Here is a 15,617-nt window from a genome sequence, read left to right as displayed (position 1 = left end):
GGACGGCCGCAGGGGGGTGGGGCGGAGGGCCGACGAGTTCGGTCGCAGGAGTCGGCGGGATGTGGCGGGGCAAGCGGGGTTCGGAGGCCGCGGTGGGGTCGGGGTGGAAGAGCAGCGAGTTCGGCCGCGGGAGGCGGGACAGGCGGGGTTCGGAGGCCGGGGTGGGGTCGGAGCCGAAGAACGGCGACTTCGTCTGCGGGAGCGGGGAATGTGGCTGAACAGGCGGAGTTGGAAGATCGCGGTAGGGCCGGGTGGCGGGGCAACGTGCTCGGCCGCGGGAGTCGGCGGGATGTGGCTGGGCAGGCGGGGTTCGAAGACCTCAGCGGGTCGGGGTGGAAGGGCAACGAGTCCCAGGAAGACTGGGAATGTGCTCCGACAGGGCAGGCCGAGAACCGAGGACCAGGCGAAATGCGGAAAACCGCAGTGCCCCGCCCCCAGCAGGCTGGCTAGCCTGGGCGGCGTGAACAGACTGCGCCGTACAGCAGGTGTCGGCCTAGGTGCGCTGACGGCGCTCATCGAGCTCCCGTACCTGGTACTCGCCGCACCGCTCCTTGTCATCCCCGCGGCAAGGCAGCGGGTCTTCCGCGGCGCGCGCGGGCTCGCCGAAATAGAACGCGCCCGTCTGAAGCGGTTCTTCGACGCCAGCAACGGCGACGATTACGACGGTCGCCGCGCTCTCCAATACCTCCTCCCGCGCAGCTTGACCGGGCTTCTCGCGCTGGGAGTGTGGGTGTGCGTCGGCGCGGGGGTCGCGGCGGGGGCGTTCTACTTCGTCCAACTCGTCACCGGGCGGGCTCCTGGCGGTGCGGGTGATGGGAAACTTCTGGACTGGCTCCCCGTAGTGGCCCTCGGCGCGATCGGGGTATTCCTTTGTGGACAGGGGCTGATCGGCGTAGCCGCGCTCGATCGGCGGTTGGCGCGGCGGTTTTTCGGGCCCAGTAGCCAGGAATTGCTGCGGCGCAGGGTGTCTGAGTTGGCGACCACGCGGAGTGAAGTGGTCGAGGCGGTCAACGGGGAGCGTCGCCGGATCGAGCGGGATTTGCATGACGGGGTGCAGCAAAGGCTGGTCGCCTTGGGGGTGTTGCTCGGCCGGGCTCGGCGGGCGGACGACCCGCAGCGGTCGGCGGAGCTGGTCCGCCAGGCGCATGAGGAATCGCAGGAAGCGTTGAGAGAGCTGCGAGAGGTTAGCTGGCGCGTGTACCCGATCGCGCTCGACGAGAGTGGTCTTGAGGCTGCGTTGGAGTCTCTGGCTGAGCGGGCCACGATCCCGGTCGACCTTCGTTACGCGATTGACGAGCCATCGCCGGAATTGGCGACGGTGGTCTACTTCGTGGCGTCCGAGTCGGTCACCAATGCGGCTAAGCATGCCAACGCTAATAAGGTCACGATCGACGTCCGGTGGCAGGAAAACAGGCTGGAAGCAGAGATCACGGACGATGGTTGCGGCGGCGCACAGGTAGGCGAGAGTGGCGGGTTGTCTGGGCTGGCGAGACGAGTGGCAGCAATGGATGGCGAGTTTTCCGTACAGAGCCCCGAAAACGGGCCGACCACAGTGCGGGTGACGTTGCCGTGCGAGTGATTCTGGCCGAGGATGCGACCTTGCTCAGGGAAGGTCTCGTACGGCTGCTGGCGGAGGAAGGCCACGACGTCGTGGCTGCGGTCGGCGATGGAGAAAAGCTCCTCGAAGCGACCGCCGAGCACCAACCCGACATCGTCGTCACCGATGTTCGCATGCCGCCGACCCACACTGACGAAGGATTGCGTGCCGCGCTGGAAATCCGTGAACGCTGGCCGGACACCGGTGTGCTCGTGTTGTCCCAGTACGTCGAGAAACGCTACGCGGCCAAGCTGATCGGCGGCGACGGCGGACGCGTCGGGTACCTGCTCAAGGACAGGGTCGCCCAGGTCGGCGACTTTCTCGACGCGCTGGACCGGGTCGCGGCCGGTGGTGCGGCCTTCGACCCGGAGGTGGTGCGCAGGCTGGTCGCCCGCACATCGCACGAGGACGCGCTCGCCCGGCTGACTCCGCGCGAGCGCGACGTGCTGGAGAAGATGGCGCAGGGCCACACGAACGCGAGCATCGCCACGCTGCTGTACATCTCGCAGAGCGCCGTGGAGAAGCACGCGAACGCGATCTTCGACAAGCTCGACCTGCCGCAGGCAAAGGGTTACAGCCGACGCGTGCTGGCCGTTCTCCGTTACCTCGGTTCGTGATTCACAGCGGTCGGCGCAGGTCCTCCGCATCGACGATGTGGTACGCGTAGCCCTGCTCGGCCAGGAAACGCTGCCGATGCGCGGCGTACTCGGTGTCCACTGTGTCCCGCGAGACGATCGAGTAGAAGTGCGCCTGCCGTCCGTCGCCCTTCGGACGCAGGAGTCGGCCGAGGCGTTGCGCTTCCTCTTGCCGCGAACCGAAAGTGCCCGAAACCTGGATCGCCACCGACGCTTCCGGCAGGTCGATCGAGAAGTTCGCGACCTTCGACACCACCAGCGTGCGCAGTTCGCCGCGGCGGAACTTGTCGAACAGTTCCTCCCGCTCCTTGTTCTTCGTCGCACCCTGGATGACCGGGGCCTCCAGTTCCGCGCCCAGCATCTCCAGCTGGTCGAGGTACGCGCCGATCACCAAGGTCGGCTCGCCGGCGTGCTTGTCCACAATGGACCGGATCACCGGGATCTTCGTCATCGCCGTCGCCGCGAGCTTGTACCGCTCGTCGGAGTCCGCGGTGGCGTACTGCAGACGCTCGGACTCGGTCAGGGTCACCCGCACCTCGGTGCATTCCGCAGGTGCGATCCAGCCCTGCGCCTCGATGTCGCGCCACGGCACGTCGTACCGCTTCGGGCCGATCAGCGAGAACACGTCGCCCTCGCGGCCGTCCTCGCGCACCAGCGTGGCGGTGAGCCCGAGCCGCCGCCGCGACTGCAGGTCCGCGGTCATCCGGAACACCGGCGCGGGCAGCAGGTGCACTTCGTCGTAGACGACCAGGCCCCAGTCGCGCGAATCGAACAGCTCCAGGTGCCGGTACTCGCCCTTGGTCTTGCGCGTGACCACCTGGTACGTCGCGATGGTGACCGGCCGGATCTCCTTTTTCTCCCCGGAGTACTCGCCGATCTCGTCCTCGGTGAGCGACGTGCGCGCGACCAGTTCGCGCTTCCACTGCCGACCGGCGACGGTGTTGGTGACCAGGATCAGCGTGGTCGCCTTGGCATGCGCCATCGCGGCCGCGCCGACCAGCGTCTTGCCCGCGCCGCACGGCAGCACGACGACGCCGGAACCGCCCGCCCAGAACGCTTCCGCCGCCTTCCGCTGGTAGTCGCGCAGGTGCCAGTCGTCCTCGGCGAGATCGATCGGGTGCGCTTCGCCGTCCACGTACCCGGCGAGGTCCTCGGCCGGCCAGCCGACCTTCAGCAGCGCCTGCTTGAGCCGCCCGCGTTCGGACGGGTGCACGATCACCGTGTCGTCGTCGATCCGCGAGCCCAGCATCGGGCTGATCTTCTTGTGGCGCGAGACCTCTTCCAGCACCGCGCGGTCGGTCGTCGTCATGACCAGGCCGTGCGCCGGGTGGTTGGCGATCTGCAGCCGCCCGAACCGGCCCATCACGTCCACGACGTCGATCAAGAGCGGCTGCGGCACCGGGAACCGCGAGTACGTGGTGAGCGCGTCCACCACCTGCTCCGCGTCGTGCCCGGCGGCGCGCGCGTTCCACAACGCGAGCGGCGTGATCCGGTAGGTGTGCACGTGTTCGGGTGCTCGTTCCAGTTCGGCGAACGGCGCGATCGCGATCCGCGCGTCGTCGGCACGCGGATTGTCGACCTCGAGCAGCACGGTTTTGTCGGACTGGACGATCAGGGGGCCATCAGTCACCTCTCCTTTATACGTTCCCTCCCGGACCGCGGCCCGGGGATGCCAAGATGGCGGGACGAAGCCGCGGGAGGGGACCCAGTGACCACACCACCGTTCGGCATGCCGCCGGCCGCGAACCCGTACCAGCCGCTCCCGCAGCAGCCGGTCCAGGGCGGCCCGAAGCGGGTGTCGGGCAAGCAGAAGGGGCTCTTCGCCGCACTCGTCGTCGTGGCGCTCGGGCTCGGCACGCTCGGCGCGTTCGGGTTCGCCGCGGTCGTGCGCTCGGCGGGACCGCCGGTCGCGGGCAGCTGCCTCTACCTCACTTCGCTGGGGTCGAGGACGCAGACCTACACCGGAGCGGACTGCTCCGACCGGGCCGCCACCTACCGCGTCGACACCGTCTCGAAGGGCCGGTCCTCCTGTCGCGGCGAGGACTACGTGCCGTTCGAGCTGTACTCGTCGGCGCGCAGCACCACCAGCAGGCCGACCCAGACGCTGTGCCTCGCGTTGAACGTCGTGTCCGGCGAGTGCGTCCGCGACGTTTCGGACGAGTCGAAGGTCGGCAAGGTCGCCTGCGACGACCCCAAGGCGGAAGCGCGGGCGGTCGTGCACGACGGCGCGAAGTCGGCGTCGAGCTGCGGCGAGAAGGACTTGTCGCTGGTGTACGCGGGACCGCCGGTGCGGACGATTTGCCTGCAGCCGACCGGGGCGAGCATCTAGCGCCTCACAAGGCGTTCGGGAGCATCGCCGCCACGTCGAGCCGGTTCGCGAGCTGCCCGGAGCTGTGCATCAGATCGGCCACGCGCTGCAGCCGGGTCGCCGACAGCGTGGTCGGGTAGCTGCCGAGCGAGATCAGCGCGGCGGTGGTCTGGTCGATGTCGGAGAACGACGGCAGCGCGTCGCGCACCTTCGCCGAGTCGGACGCGGCGAGCTGGGCCTGGGTGAGGACGTTGCGGAACGCGGTCAGCGTGCGCGGGTTCGCGGCGGCGAACTGGCCGGTCGCGGCGTAGCCCGACGCCGGGAAGTCCAGCGTCGCGCCGGTCGAACCGTCGGCGAGGACCTGCGCGCCCAGTTCCTTCTCCGCGCGGGTGATGTACGGCTCGACCATCAGCGCCGCGTCCGCGTCGCCGGACTGCAGCGCGGCGGGCATCTGCCCGAACGGCCGGGTCACGAACTCGATCTTCGACTTGTCGACGCCTGCCGTGCCGAGGACCGCCCGCGCGGTGAGCGCGCCGATGTCGTCGGGCGAGTCGACGGCGATCTTCGGCGACTTCTTCGCGGTCGGTTCGGAGTAGTCGGAACCGGGCAATGTGACGAGCGCGATAGTCGTGCGGCCGAAGGTGTACGCCTCGCCCTGCAATTGCAGCGCGGTGCCGGACCCGGCGGCGCGGAACAGCGACACGTCGCTGCCGAACGTCACATCTATCTGTCCGGACTTCAGTTTCTCCACGCCGTCGCTGTCGCCGAGTTCCACCAGCTGGACGTTCAGCCCGGCCTGGCGGAACTTTCCCGCGGCGACGGCGATCCGCAGCGGGGCGGTGTCGATCGGGCTCGCGACGCCGACCCGCAGCGTCGCGCGTTCCGGCGGTTGCGCTTGTCCGGTGTCACTGGATCCGAACACGGAGCAGCCGCTGAGTGCGAACAACGTCGCCACCAGCGCAAACCTCAGACCGGTCGCTTTCACTCGCCATCCCCTGCCGGGAGAATCTCTGCCTCGTGCTGGATCGTATGGGCCGCTGCCCATACGATCGCCCGCAGGGCCGTGCCCCCGCCAGGGTGGCTTCCCGATCTTTTCGCCGGCAACTACCGAGCGGTAGTTTCCGGCTGGAGCCCGATGACGTCCGTGGGCAGAGGTCCCCGCGGTGGAAAAGGAAGCACAGGTGACCCGTCGCGACGACCGTCCCCGTTCGGGTGACGCGACGGATCCGGCTGCCTCGCGCCCGGTCGGCGGCGGGTGGCGGCTGCGGAACTGGCGGCTGCGCACCAAGCTCTTCGTCGTCCTGCTGATCCCGGCGCTCGCCGTGGTCGTGCTGGTCGGTCTCCGGGTCAACAGCGACCTGCGCGACGCCCGCCAGCTCGCCGAGTTCGCCGCCCGCTGCCGGATCGACTCGACGGTCGCCGAGGTCGTGCACCAGTTGCAGCGCGAACGCGACGTCACGGTGCGGTTCGTCGCGGGCGACCGCAAGGGGGCCACTGACGTCCTCGTCGGCCAGCGCACCCGGGTCGACCTGGCGATCGGCGCGTTCGAGCGGTCGCTCGCCGACAGCAAATCGCGGCTCGACGAATCCGCGGCGGGCGATCTGCAGCAGAGCGACGACCGGCTGCGAGTGCTGGGCGGCCTTCGGTATTCGGCTGAACACTCCGCGTATCCGGCGGACGCGGTGCTCCGTTCCTACAGCGAGCTGATCTCCGGCCTGCTCGACATCAGCGACACCGCCGCGGCCGACGTCACCGAACCCGACCTGGCCCGGCTGCGGCTCGCCGGGAACGCGCTCGCGCGGATCAAGGACCAGATGTCGGTCAAGCGCGCGATCATGTCCGAGGCGATCGCGCAGGGCACGCTCAACCGGGACCGGACGCGCGCGCTGCTCGGCGCGGAGGCCGAACTGGCCGCCGCGCGCAGCGACTACCGCACCTTCGCGACTCCGGACGAGCAGCGGATGTACTCGGACACGGTGATCGGCATCGTCGTCGACATCGGCAACGACATGGTCGAGTCGGCGCTCACGCGCACGGAGAACAACCAGCCGCTGTCCGGTCTGGACGCGGACCAGTGGGACACCGCGTCGACGTACACGGTCAATCTCGCCCACCAGGTGCAGCAGGCGCTGCTCGTCCAGCTTCAGGAGAAAACGGACGCGCGGGCCGCCAGCGCCCGCGCCTCGACGATCTGGGACGGCGGAATCGTCATCGGCGTCCTGTTGGTCGCCGGTGTCCTGTCGGTGGTGATCGCGCGCTCGCTGCTGCGGCCGTTGCGGATCCTGCGCCGCACCGCGCTGGAGGTCGCCGACCATCGGCTGCCCGAGGCGGTGCAGCGGCTCCTCACCGAGCCCGACCCGGCTCCGGAGAACCTGCGGCACCGAGCGGCGGTCGCGCCGGTGCCGATCTTCACCCGCGAGGAAGTCGGGCAGGTCGCGCGTGCGTTCGACGCGGTGCACGGCGAGGCGGTCCGGCTGGCTGCCGAGCAGGCGATGCTGCGCGAGAACGTGAACGCGATGTTCGTCAACCTGTCGCAGCGCAGCCAGGACCTGGTGGAGCGGCAGCTGTCCGTGCTCGACCGGATGGAGGCGGGCGAACAGGACCCGGAGACCCTCGGCGGGCTGTTCGAACTCGACCACCTCGCCACCCGGATGCGGCGCAACAGCGAGAACCTCCTGGTGCTGTCCGGCACCGACCTGGTGCGCGAGGACACCGGACCGGTGGTGGCCGACGAGATCATCGGGGCCGCACTGTCCGAAGTGGAGGATTACCAGCGGATCGAGATCGGCCCGGCCCCCGCGCTCGCGGTGCGCGGCGACGCGGTCAACGACCTGGTGCACGTGGTGTCCGAGCTGCTGGAGAACGCCACCCGGTACTCCGGGCCGCAGACGGCGGTCACCGTGGAGAGCGCGCGGACGGCCGACGGCGCATGGCGGATCGAGATCACCGACCGCGGCGCGGGCATGCCGCAGGCGGAGATCGACCGCACCAACGCGCGGCTGGCGCATCCGCCGGAGGTCGACGTCGAGGTGTCGCGCCGGATGGGCCTGTTCGTGGTCGCGACGCTGGCCGAACGGCACGCCATCGCGGTGCGGCTGAGCCCGGCCGAGGGACGCGGGCTCACCGCGACGGTCGTCGTCCCGGCCGCGTTGATCACCGAGGCCCCGCCGCTGCCGCAGCCGCCCGCGCCGGTCGAACCGGAACCCGCGCCCGAGCCGGAACTGCTGGCCCCGCTCGCGCCGCTGGCCCCGGCTGAGGAGCCGGAGGAGCCCGCCGAACTGGTCGCGCCGACGCTCGACGACGCCGGTCCGCTGCGGCGCGCGCCGGTCGTCGAGGAGGCTCCGTCGTGGCCCGGCCCGGCGTCGCGGTCGCATCTGGAGATCGACGCGCCGACTGACCGGATGCCTGCTTATCGCGACGTGCTGTCGCGCTGGTTCGACCTCTCGGCGCCGCCGGAGGAACCGGTCGCGCCGGAGCCGCGGGTGGTCGCGCCGATGCCGGAGGTCCCCGCCTTCGAACCCGAGCACGCCTACGCGGAGCCGCCGGAGTTCCCGACGGAAGACCCGGACGAGGCGGCCCCCGAATGGCCGGCGCCCGCGCACGCCGAACAACCGGAGTGGCCGTCGCCGGAGCACCTGGAACAAGAGGACGGCGCCGAGGACACCTGGCCGTTCCTGCGGGTCGCCGACGTGGCGGGCGGCCCCGCCGCGGAGCCGGAGCCGCGGCCGATACTCTCGCTTTCCCCCGACGCGGTGCGCGCCCGGATGACGAGCCTGCAAGGCGGCTTCCGGCGCGGCAGGCACGCCAGGGGGGAAGACACCCCGCCACTGGATCGAAACGGATGAGGCATGAGTTCGAACACCGCCCTGCTGGAAGTGATCGCGCTGGGCGCGCAGGACGCGGAGCGGGCGCAGGAGGGCGGAGCGGACCGGCTCGAACTGGTCTCCGACATGGCCAGCGACGGGCTCACCCCGAGCGAGGCGACGGTGCGCGAGGTGCTCGCGGCCACTGATTTGCCGGTGCGCGTGATGCTGCGCGCGGAGAACACTTTCGACGCGCGCGCCATCGACGAGCTGTGCGCTTCAGCGGCCCGGCTGGTGTCCGCGGGTGCGCAGGAGTTCGTGTTCGGGTTCCTGACCGAGGAGGGCGAGGTCGACGCCGAGGCGTGCCGCGCGCTGCTGAAGGAGATCGACGGGCGGCCGTGGACGTTCCACCGCGCCATCGACCGCTCGCGCAACCCGATCGCCGCGTACGACGTGCTGGCCGAGCTCGGCTGCGACACCGTGCTGGCGGCGGGCCACGCGAACGGTGTCGCGAGTGGACTGTCGGTGCTGCAGCAACTGGCGCGGCGGACCGACGGCCCCGCGCTGTTGGTCGGCGGCGGCTTGCGGGCGCAGCAGGTGCATTTGCTGCGGGCTGGCGGCGTGCGCGGCTTCCACGTCGGCGGCGCGGTGCGTCCGTCCGGTTGGGACGCTCCGGTGGACGCGGCCGCCGTGCGCGAGTGGGCCGAACTCGTCAAAGGCTGACGCTCCGCTCCACTGCGGAAGGGAACCTCGCCGGGAATTCCAATTCCGGCAAGGTTCCCTTTTTTGCTTGACGAGCACAGCGCGCGTGCGTGCGCAAGGGGTCCGGATTGTCCGGGGGTTCCGCATTCCGACGGCCGATGGTTTCCGGATGCGGCGGGACATCGCGGCGGGAATCAGTCATAAATCGTGCAAGTGGAAAACAAACCAACCGCGTTAAGGTCAGCCAAAAGTAGGTTTCTTTGTTTCGAGCGGTTTTTTAGGGTCGGGGATACGGGTCGGTACCGCGATTTAGCCGGCCCGGTCCCTGCCTCTCGAGAGGAATTCTCATGCGCTTGCGCAAGCTCGTCGCCGCCGCGGTTCCGCTGCCGGCGTTGCTGTGCCTGTCCGTGGCCGGCGTCGCGAACGCCGATCCGCTGGTCGCCCTTTCCGGCAACGCCGCACCGCTCGCCGCCAGCGCGCGGTCCGGTGACGTCGCCGCTGAGCAGCAGATTCCCGCCGCCCTGTCCCTGAAACTGCACAACCAGCAGGCGCTGGCCCGCTTCCTCGCCGACGTGCAGGACCCGGCCTCGCCGCAGTACCACCGATTCCTCTCTCCGGAGCAATTCACTGCGGCATTCGGCCCAACGCAAGCCGAAGCCGATCAGGCGGTGAATTTCCTCAAGCGCAGCGGTGCACAGGGTATTGAGGTTTCCGGAAACCGCCAGGCGATCACCTTCTCGGCAACTGCCGGACAGCTGGAGTCCGCCTTCCATACGCGCATCGGCAATTACACCGACACCGTCACCGGCCGGAAGTTCTACGCCAACGACTCCGCGCCGGAACTGCCCGCTTCGGTGTCCTCGGTGGTCGATTCGGTCGTCGGCCTCGACAATCACGCGGTGAAGCACCACGCGAAGCCCACGCAGGCGCCGCGCACGGTCAAGCCGGTGACGCCGAGCATCCTCAAAACCGCGTACGGCACCAGCGGCATGTCCGCCACCGGCGCGGGCGTGAATGTCGGTTTCGTGGAGTTCGACGGATACAAGAAGTCCGACATCACCGCGTACGACACCAAGTACGGCCTCAAGGGCGGTTCGGTCAGCACGGTTTCGGTCAACGGAGCCAACTACGACTCGAGCCCCGGCGACGGCCAGACCGAGGTCGACCTGGACATCGAGGTCGTGCACGCGCTCGCCGCGCCGGCGAACGACTACGTGTACGAGGCCCCGAACTCCAACGCGGGCGAGCTGGCGATGTACCAGAAGATCGCGTCGGACAAGAAGGTCAGCGTCGTCTCGATCTCGTGGGGCTCCTGCGAGGCGGCGGAAGGCTCGGCCGCGGCCAACAGCGTCGACAAGGCGCTCGCGACCGGCACCGCCGAGGGCATCAGCTACTTCGCCGCCGCGGGCGACGACGGCACCACCGACTGCGCCCGCCAGACCGGCAGCAAGGCCCAGGCGGTGGACTTCCCGGCGTCGAGCCCGAACGTCTCCGGCGTCGGCGGCACGCAGCTGACGGTCAACTCGTCGAACGGCTACAGCAGCGAGACGACGTGGAACGACGGTGCTTCCGGCGGAGCGGGCGGCGGCGGCATCTCGACGATCTTCGCCGCGCCGTCGTGGCAGTCCAAGCAGAGCACGACCAAGCGCAAGGTCCCGGACGTCGCCGGGGACGCCGCGCAGGGTTCGGCGTACACGATCATCTCCGGCGGACAGACCGGGAACGTGTGGGGCACCTCGGGCGCGGCTCCGCTGTGGGCGGGCTTCGCGGCGCTGCAGAACGAGGTCCACAAGGGTGGCCTCGGCAACCTGAACGCGAAGTTCTACAGCATCGGCAACGGTTCCTCCTACGGTTCCGGTTTCCACGACGTGACCACCGGCAACAACACCTTCAACGGCACCACCGGCTTCTCCGCAGGCACGGGCTATGACCAGACGACCGGCTGGGGCTCGTTCAACGGCTCCGGACTGTCCAAACTGATCGGCTGAGCGCACCGCACGGGAGCGCCTGTCCTGGGGTCCACCCGGGACAGGCGCTCCCGTGCGTTCGGCCGATTGACCAAGATCCGGGACGCTGTTTTGATGGCCGGGTGCAGCCTCTCCTGACGCCGAAGCAGCAGGCCCTCGTCGACCGTGCCGCCAAGCTCGCGGACATTTTCGCCGAGCGCGCGGCCGAGCACGACCGGGAAAACACGTTCCCGCACCAGAATTACGACGACCTGCGGGAAGCGGGCTTCCTCCGGCTGTCGGTCCCGGAGGAACTCGGCGGCTCCGGCGCCGGGCTGCCGGAAATCCTGCCGGTGCTGGAACGGCTCGCGATGGGCGACGGTGCGACCGCGCTGGCGTTCACGATGCACCTGTCGCCGCTGGGACAGTGGGCGAGCGTCTGGCGGCGCACGAAGGCGCCCCGGCTGGCGGAACTGCTGCGCAAAGCGGTGGACGGCGAACTGGTCTGGGCGTCGATCACCAGCGAAACGGGCCTGCGCAACGACATGACGGACGCGAAGACCCGCGCGGTCCGCGTCGAAGGCGGCTTCGAACTGTCCGGCCGCAAGAGCTTCGCGACCAACTCGGCGGTCGCCACGCACTGCTCCACCACCGCCCGCCACGAGGACGCCGACGGCGGCCCGCGGCTGCTGCTGTGCCAGATCGCGCTGGACGCGCCGGGCGTCACGATCCACCAGACGTGGAACACCATGGGCATGCGCGGCACCCAGAGCAACGACGTCGAACTGGACAAGGTGTTCGTCGAGGACGCCGCGGTCGTGCACTCGCTGCCGGTGAAACACCTCGACTCGCGGGTGCTGGAAACCGTCTGGGCGTGGGCGATGCCCGCGTTCTCGGCGGTCTACACCGGAATCGCGGCCGGCGCGCTCGACTGGACCGTGCGGACGCTGGTCCAGCGCGGCAAGGCCGAGGACCCGGTGCTGCAGGACGTGATCGGCGAATGCCAGATCCTGCTGGAAAGCTCCCGCGCGCTGATCTACCGCCAGGCCGACGAGGTGACGAGCCGCCGCCTCTTCACCGGGGATATTCAGGACGGCGTGGCGCGCAGCGCGATCGTGAAGTACACGGCGGCGAACAACGCGGTCCAGGTGATGCAGCGGCTGGTCGACGCGTTGGGCGGCATGTCATACACGAAGGCGCTGCCGTTCGAGCGCATGTGGCGCGACGTGCAGGCGAGCACGTTCATGCCGATGGGCAACCTGGCGACCCGCAAACTGGTCGGGGCGAACGTGCTGGGCGTGCGGACGCTGCCGGAGATCGGCCCGGACGAGACCGGGCCGGATTCCCGCGCCAAGGGCTGAACGGGTGAACCCGGCCGGAACCGGGTGAGTTCTCGCTGCTCAGGGGCTATCTTGAGCGCTTCGGTCTTGGTGTCCAGGGGAGGGACAGCGAGTGGCGAAGCAGAAATTCCGCACGCTCAAGGACGGGCGAGTAGTCCCGATCAACGAGGGCGGCGGCGCGAAGGTTTTCGTGGCCGGAGTGGCGGTAGTCGCCGCTGTCGGAGGCGGCACGGCGGCCGGGATCGGCGGTTCCGCGAGCGTGGGATCCGGGGCCGCCGCGGAGGCGCTGCCGGGAAACCTCGCCGGGGACGTCGCGGATTCCCTGCCCGGCCGCAGTCTCGAGACGCGCAAAGCCGAGGGCAAGAAGTCCGCGAAGCGCGGCCGCAAGGGCGAGACCTTCAGCCGGTTCAAGCTCAAACAGCTCAAGCAAGCCGCGAAACACGAGATCGACTGCCTGCTGAACTCCACCGACCGCGTCCGGGATTACCTCGCGGAGCACCGCTGCACCTCATTGGACCGCAACCTCTTCGCCGTCGGCGACGGTCACGGCAACGCAGCAGTGATTTCCGTTGCCCGCGTGGGGTTTCCGAAGAAGAGCGACGCCGAAGGCTGCGAGCAGGTCGAAGAGGTGCAGGGCAGCGGGGACGTCAAACCCCTTGGCGCTGCCCTGCTCGGCCTCGACGGCGTGCACTTCTCCGGCCATCACTTCAAGTCCAGAGTGGACGGTCGGGCGATGGTGGTCGCCGAGACGGAAACCGTTGCCGGACACGTAGATCCCGGCACCCTCGACGCGCTTGCCGACGTCTCGGTGTGGTTCCCGAAGCTGTGACTACTTCTTCTCCGGAACGACAGCGGCCTCGGAAGCAGCGGCCTCCGCCGCCTCCTGTTCCGCCAGGTCGGCCGCCGCCTGCACGGCCGGACCGTGCAGCAGCCGGGCCACTTCACCGCGCAGCGAAACGAATTCCGCCGATTCCCGCGTCGTGATCTGGTCCCGCTGAGCGGGCAGGTCCACCTTCAGGTCCGCCACGATCCGCGCCGGCGACTTCGACAGCACCAGCACCCGGTCGCCGAGGTACACGCTCTCGTCGATGTCGTGCGTCACCAGCAACACCGTCGTGCCCTGTTCGACCTGGACCCGGCGCAGCAGGTCTTCCAGCTCGAACCGCGTCTGCGCGTCCACCGACGCGAACGGTTCGTCCATCAGCAGCAGCGCCGGACGGCTCGCCAGCGCGCGGGCGATCGACACCCGCTGCTGCATGCCGCCCGAAAGCTGCCACGGGTATTTGTTCACCGCGGCCGAAAGTCCGACCGCCTCGAGCGCTTCGGCGGCCCGGGCACGCCGGGTCGCCTTGTCGAGTTTGCTCCAGCGCAGCGGGAATTCCACGTTCTTCGCGACCGACAGCCACGGGAACAGGGAACGGCTGTAGTCCTGGAACACCACGGCGAGATCGTCCGGCACCGAGGTGACGCGGTCGCCGTGCAGGCTCACCGTGCCCGCGCTCGGCGGGATCAGGCCGGCGATCGCGCGCAGCAGGGTGGACTTGCCGCAGCCGGACGGGCCGACGATGCACGCCAGCTGCCCGGTCTCCACCGTGAACGACAGTTCGTTGACCGCGACGTGCGCGGACTCGCCGCTGCCGTAGCGGTGGCTGAGGCCGGAGACCTCGAGCATGGTCGACATAACGGGAAAACCTTCCTAGTTCCGGCCGGGCTGCCAGCCGAGCACCCGGCGTTCGATGCCGAGCAGCGCGGCGTTGAACCCGTACCCGAGGATGCCCAGCAGCACGATCCACGCCCACATCTGGTCGAAGTCGTACGAACGCTGGGCGGCGAGCAGCGCGTAGCCGATGCCGTTGAGCGCCCCCACCAGTTCGGAGATCGCCATCAGGATCAGCGCGATCGAAAGCGACACCCGGAGCCCGGCGAAGATCTTCGGCAGCGCCGAGGGCAGCACGACCAGCCCGATCCAGTACCGCTTCGGCGTCCGGAACGCGCGGGCCGTCTCGACCTTGACCTTGTCGACCGAGCGGACGCCGTCCACTGTGTTCATCAGCACCGGCCACAGCGAGCTGAAGATGATCGTCGCGGTCTGCATGCCCGGCCCGATGCCGAACAGGATGATGAACACCGGCACGAGCGCGGGCGGCGGAATGGCGCGGAAGAACGCGAAAAGCGGTCCCACGTAATCCATTCCGGTGCGCGAGCGGCCCAGCGCGGTGCCGAGCGCGACGCCGATCACCACCGCCAGCAGCCAGCCGCCGAGCAGCCTGCCGAGGCTCGGCAGGATGTGGTCGAACACCGGCTCGCCGAGGAACAGGTGCGAGGCCGGGCCGGAGAACCACAGTTTCGCGGCCGCGGCGGCGATCTTCGACGGCGGCGGGAAGAACACGTTTTCGCTCAGCTGCGCCGCGATCTCCCACAGCACCACCAGAATCGCGAACAGCAGCCACTTGCGGGCGAACCCGCTGAGCCCGCGGCTCATCCGGCGCGTGACGGTGGAGGGTTTTTCGACCACACTCACGCGGCGGCTCCTTCGACAGCGTTGCTCCAGCGGAACAGCCGGTTGCCCAGTCGTTCGAGGCCCTCGTTCACGAGGAAGCCGAGCAGCCCGGCGACCACCGTCCCGGCGAGCACCAGGTCCATCCGGCCCGGTCCGGAACTGGCTTCGAGCACGAACTGCCCGATGCCGAGTTTCGCCCCGGCCAGGAATTCCGTGCTGATCACCAGGATCAGCGAAATCGCCGCGGACAACCGGATCCCGGTGAACACGAACGGCGCGGCGTGCGGCAGCGCGACCGAGGTCAGCACCCGCGAACGCGGAGTTCCGTACGTGCGCGCGGTTTCCAGCAGCAGCGGGTCGATCTCGGCCAGCGCGTAAATGGTGTTGAAGAGAATCGGCCACACCGCCGCGTACACGGCGAGGGTGATCTTCGCTTCCGGGCCGCCGCCGACGACGATCAGCACCAGCGGAATCAGTGCCACGGAAGGAATCGGCCGCAGGAATTCGACGATCGCCTTGGTCGCGTCGCGCAGCCAGCGGACGCTGCCGAGCAGCAGGCCTGCCGGGACCGCGATGGCGATCGAGATGAGCAGCGCGATCAGCCACGCGAGCACGGAGGCGACCACGTCGCGGACGAATTCGACGTCGCCGAACAGTTCGCCGATCCGGGCGAACACCACGGTCGGCGGGGGAAGGTCGTTCTGGTCGATCAGACCGGCCCGCACGACGGCCTCCCAGATCAGGAGGAAGCCGAGCAGGCCGGTCAGGTTCCGGACGAGGCGCACG

General features: G+C 69.3%; 13 protein-coding genes. 8 read left to right on the top strand and 5 right to left on the bottom strand.

Annotated elements, in window-relative coordinates; all coding sequences use genetic code 11:
• The first annotated feature begins 460 nt into the window (after positions 1-460).
• Together PUT80_RS35645 and PUT80_RS35640 are read left to right on the top strand one after the other, a co-directional pair.
• Positions 461-1,579 (top strand): histidine kinase, encoded by a 1,119-nt coding sequence (locus tag PUT80_RS35645; protein WP_275294774.1) that lies wholly within the window; start codon positions 461-463, stop codon positions 1,577-1,579.
• Entirely contained in the window at positions 1,570-2,214 is a 645-nt protein-coding gene (locus tag PUT80_RS35640; protein ID WP_037807870.1) for a response regulator transcription factor, read from the top strand. Before PUT80_RS35645 ends, PUT80_RS35640 begins: the two co-directional genes overlap by 10 nt.
• A gap of 1 nt (position 2,215) precedes the next feature.
• On the opposite strand, the gene PUT80_RS35635 is transcribed toward PUT80_RS35640, so the two are convergent.
• Positions 2,216-3,862, bottom strand: coding sequence for a DNA repair helicase XPB (locus PUT80_RS35635; RefSeq protein ID WP_037807867.1), 1,647 nt, complete (start codon positions 3,860-3,862; stop codon positions 2,216-2,218).
• 78 nt (positions 3,863-3,940) lie between these two features.
• Between PUT80_RS35635 and PUT80_RS35630 the strand changes: the two genes are divergently transcribed.
• Complete coding sequence (locus tag PUT80_RS35630; RefSeq protein ID WP_238604052.1) at positions 3,941-4,561, top strand: hypothetical protein; 621 nt, start codon at positions 3,941-3,943, stop codon at positions 4,559-4,561.
• Between the two features lie 4 nt (positions 4,562-4,565).
• Here PUT80_RS35630 and PUT80_RS35625 read toward each other — a convergent pair whose 3' ends face one another.
• Positions 4,566-5,585, bottom strand: a complete 1,020-nt coding sequence (locus tag PUT80_RS35625; protein ID WP_134661894.1) for an ABC transporter substrate-binding protein — start codon at positions 5,583-5,585, stop codon at positions 4,566-4,568.
• A 136-nt stretch (positions 5,586-5,721) separates the two neighbouring features.
• On the opposite strand from PUT80_RS35625, the gene PUT80_RS35620 reads away from it, so the two are divergent.
• The 5 genes from PUT80_RS35620 (at position 5,722) to PUT80_RS35600 (ending at position 13,160) form a co-directional block, all read left to right on the top strand.
• Positions 5,722-8,385 carry a nitrate- and nitrite sensing domain-containing protein gene (locus tag PUT80_RS35620; protein ID WP_275294773.1) on the top strand — a complete coding sequence of 888 codons (2,664 nt, stop codon included), beginning with the start codon at positions 5,722-5,724 and terminating at the stop codon, positions 8,383-8,385.
• A gap of 3 nt (positions 8,386-8,388) precedes the next feature.
• A complete protein-coding gene (locus PUT80_RS35615) occupies positions 8,389-9,066 on the top strand; it encodes a copper homeostasis protein CutC (RefSeq protein ID WP_275294772.1) in 678 nt (225 codons plus the stop codon).
• 326 nt (positions 9,067-9,392) lie between these two features.
• Positions 9,393-11,033: a S53 family serine peptidase gene (locus PUT80_RS35610; protein WP_043827290.1), complete on the top strand. Its 1,641-nt coding sequence runs from the start codon at positions 9,393-9,395 to the stop codon at positions 11,031-11,033.
• Positions 11,034-11,134: 101 nt separating this feature from the next.
• Complete coding sequence (locus PUT80_RS35605; RefSeq protein ID WP_275294771.1) at positions 11,135-12,352, top strand: acyl-CoA dehydrogenase family protein; 1,218 nt, start codon at positions 11,135-11,137, stop codon at positions 12,350-12,352.
• 91 nt (positions 12,353-12,443) lie between these two features.
• On the top strand, positions 12,444-13,160 hold the full coding sequence (locus tag PUT80_RS35600; RefSeq protein ID WP_275294770.1) for a hypothetical protein: 717 nt from the start codon (positions 12,444-12,446) through the stop codon (positions 13,158-13,160).
• Here the strand turns inward: PUT80_RS35600 and PUT80_RS35595 are convergent, their stop codons facing one another.
• The 3 genes from PUT80_RS35595 to PUT80_RS35585 are packed head-to-tail and all read right to left on the bottom strand — an operon-like array spanning position 13,161 to position 15,616.
• Positions 13,161-14,012: an ABC transporter ATP-binding protein gene (locus PUT80_RS35595; RefSeq protein ID WP_037807849.1), complete on the bottom strand. Its 852-nt coding sequence runs from the start codon at positions 14,010-14,012 to the stop codon at positions 13,161-13,163.
• A 15-nt stretch (positions 14,013-14,027) separates the two neighbouring features.
• Positions 14,028-14,813 (bottom strand): ABC transporter permease, encoded by a 786-nt coding sequence (locus PUT80_RS35590; protein WP_051171484.1) that lies wholly within the window; start codon positions 14,811-14,813, stop codon positions 14,028-14,030.
• Positions 14,814-14,848: 35 nt separating this feature from the next.
• Positions 14,849-15,616, bottom strand: coding sequence for an ABC transporter permease (locus PUT80_RS35585; protein ID WP_037807847.1), 768 nt, complete (start codon positions 15,614-15,616; stop codon positions 14,849-14,851).
• Position 15,617: the final 1 nt, after the last annotated feature.

Origin of the sequence: Amycolatopsis sp. La24 (genome assembly GCF_029087445.1) — a bacterium.
GTDB classification, from domain to species: domain Bacteria; phylum Actinomycetota; class Actinomycetes; order Mycobacteriales; family Pseudonocardiaceae; genus Amycolatopsis; species Amycolatopsis nivea.
The sequence above is the reverse complement of the archived record's forward strand: the minus strand, read 5'-3'. Positions and strand labels throughout refer to the sequence as shown.

Bases quoted from the DNA above. Each gene is read 5' to 3' on its own strand.
- PUT80_RS35625 (WP_134661894.1), bottom strand. From the start codon at position 5,585: ATGGGCAGCGGCCCATACGATCCAGCACGAGGCAGAGATTCTCCCGGC.
- PUT80_RS35615 (WP_275294772.1), top strand. From the start codon at position 8,389: ATGAGTTCGAACACCGCCCTGCTGGAAGTGATCGCGCTGGGCGCGCAG.
- PUT80_RS35610 (WP_043827290.1), top strand. From the start codon at position 9,393: ATGCGCTTGCGCAAGCTCGTCGCCGCCGCGGTTCCGCTGCCGGCGTTG.
- PUT80_RS35595 (WP_037807849.1), bottom strand. From the start codon at position 14,012: ATGTCGACCATGCTCGAGGTCTCCGGCCTCAGCCACCGCTACGGCAGC.
- PUT80_RS35590 (WP_051171484.1), bottom strand. From the start codon at position 14,813: ATGAGCCGCGGGCTCAGCGGGTTCGCCCGCAAGTGGCTGCTGTTCGCG.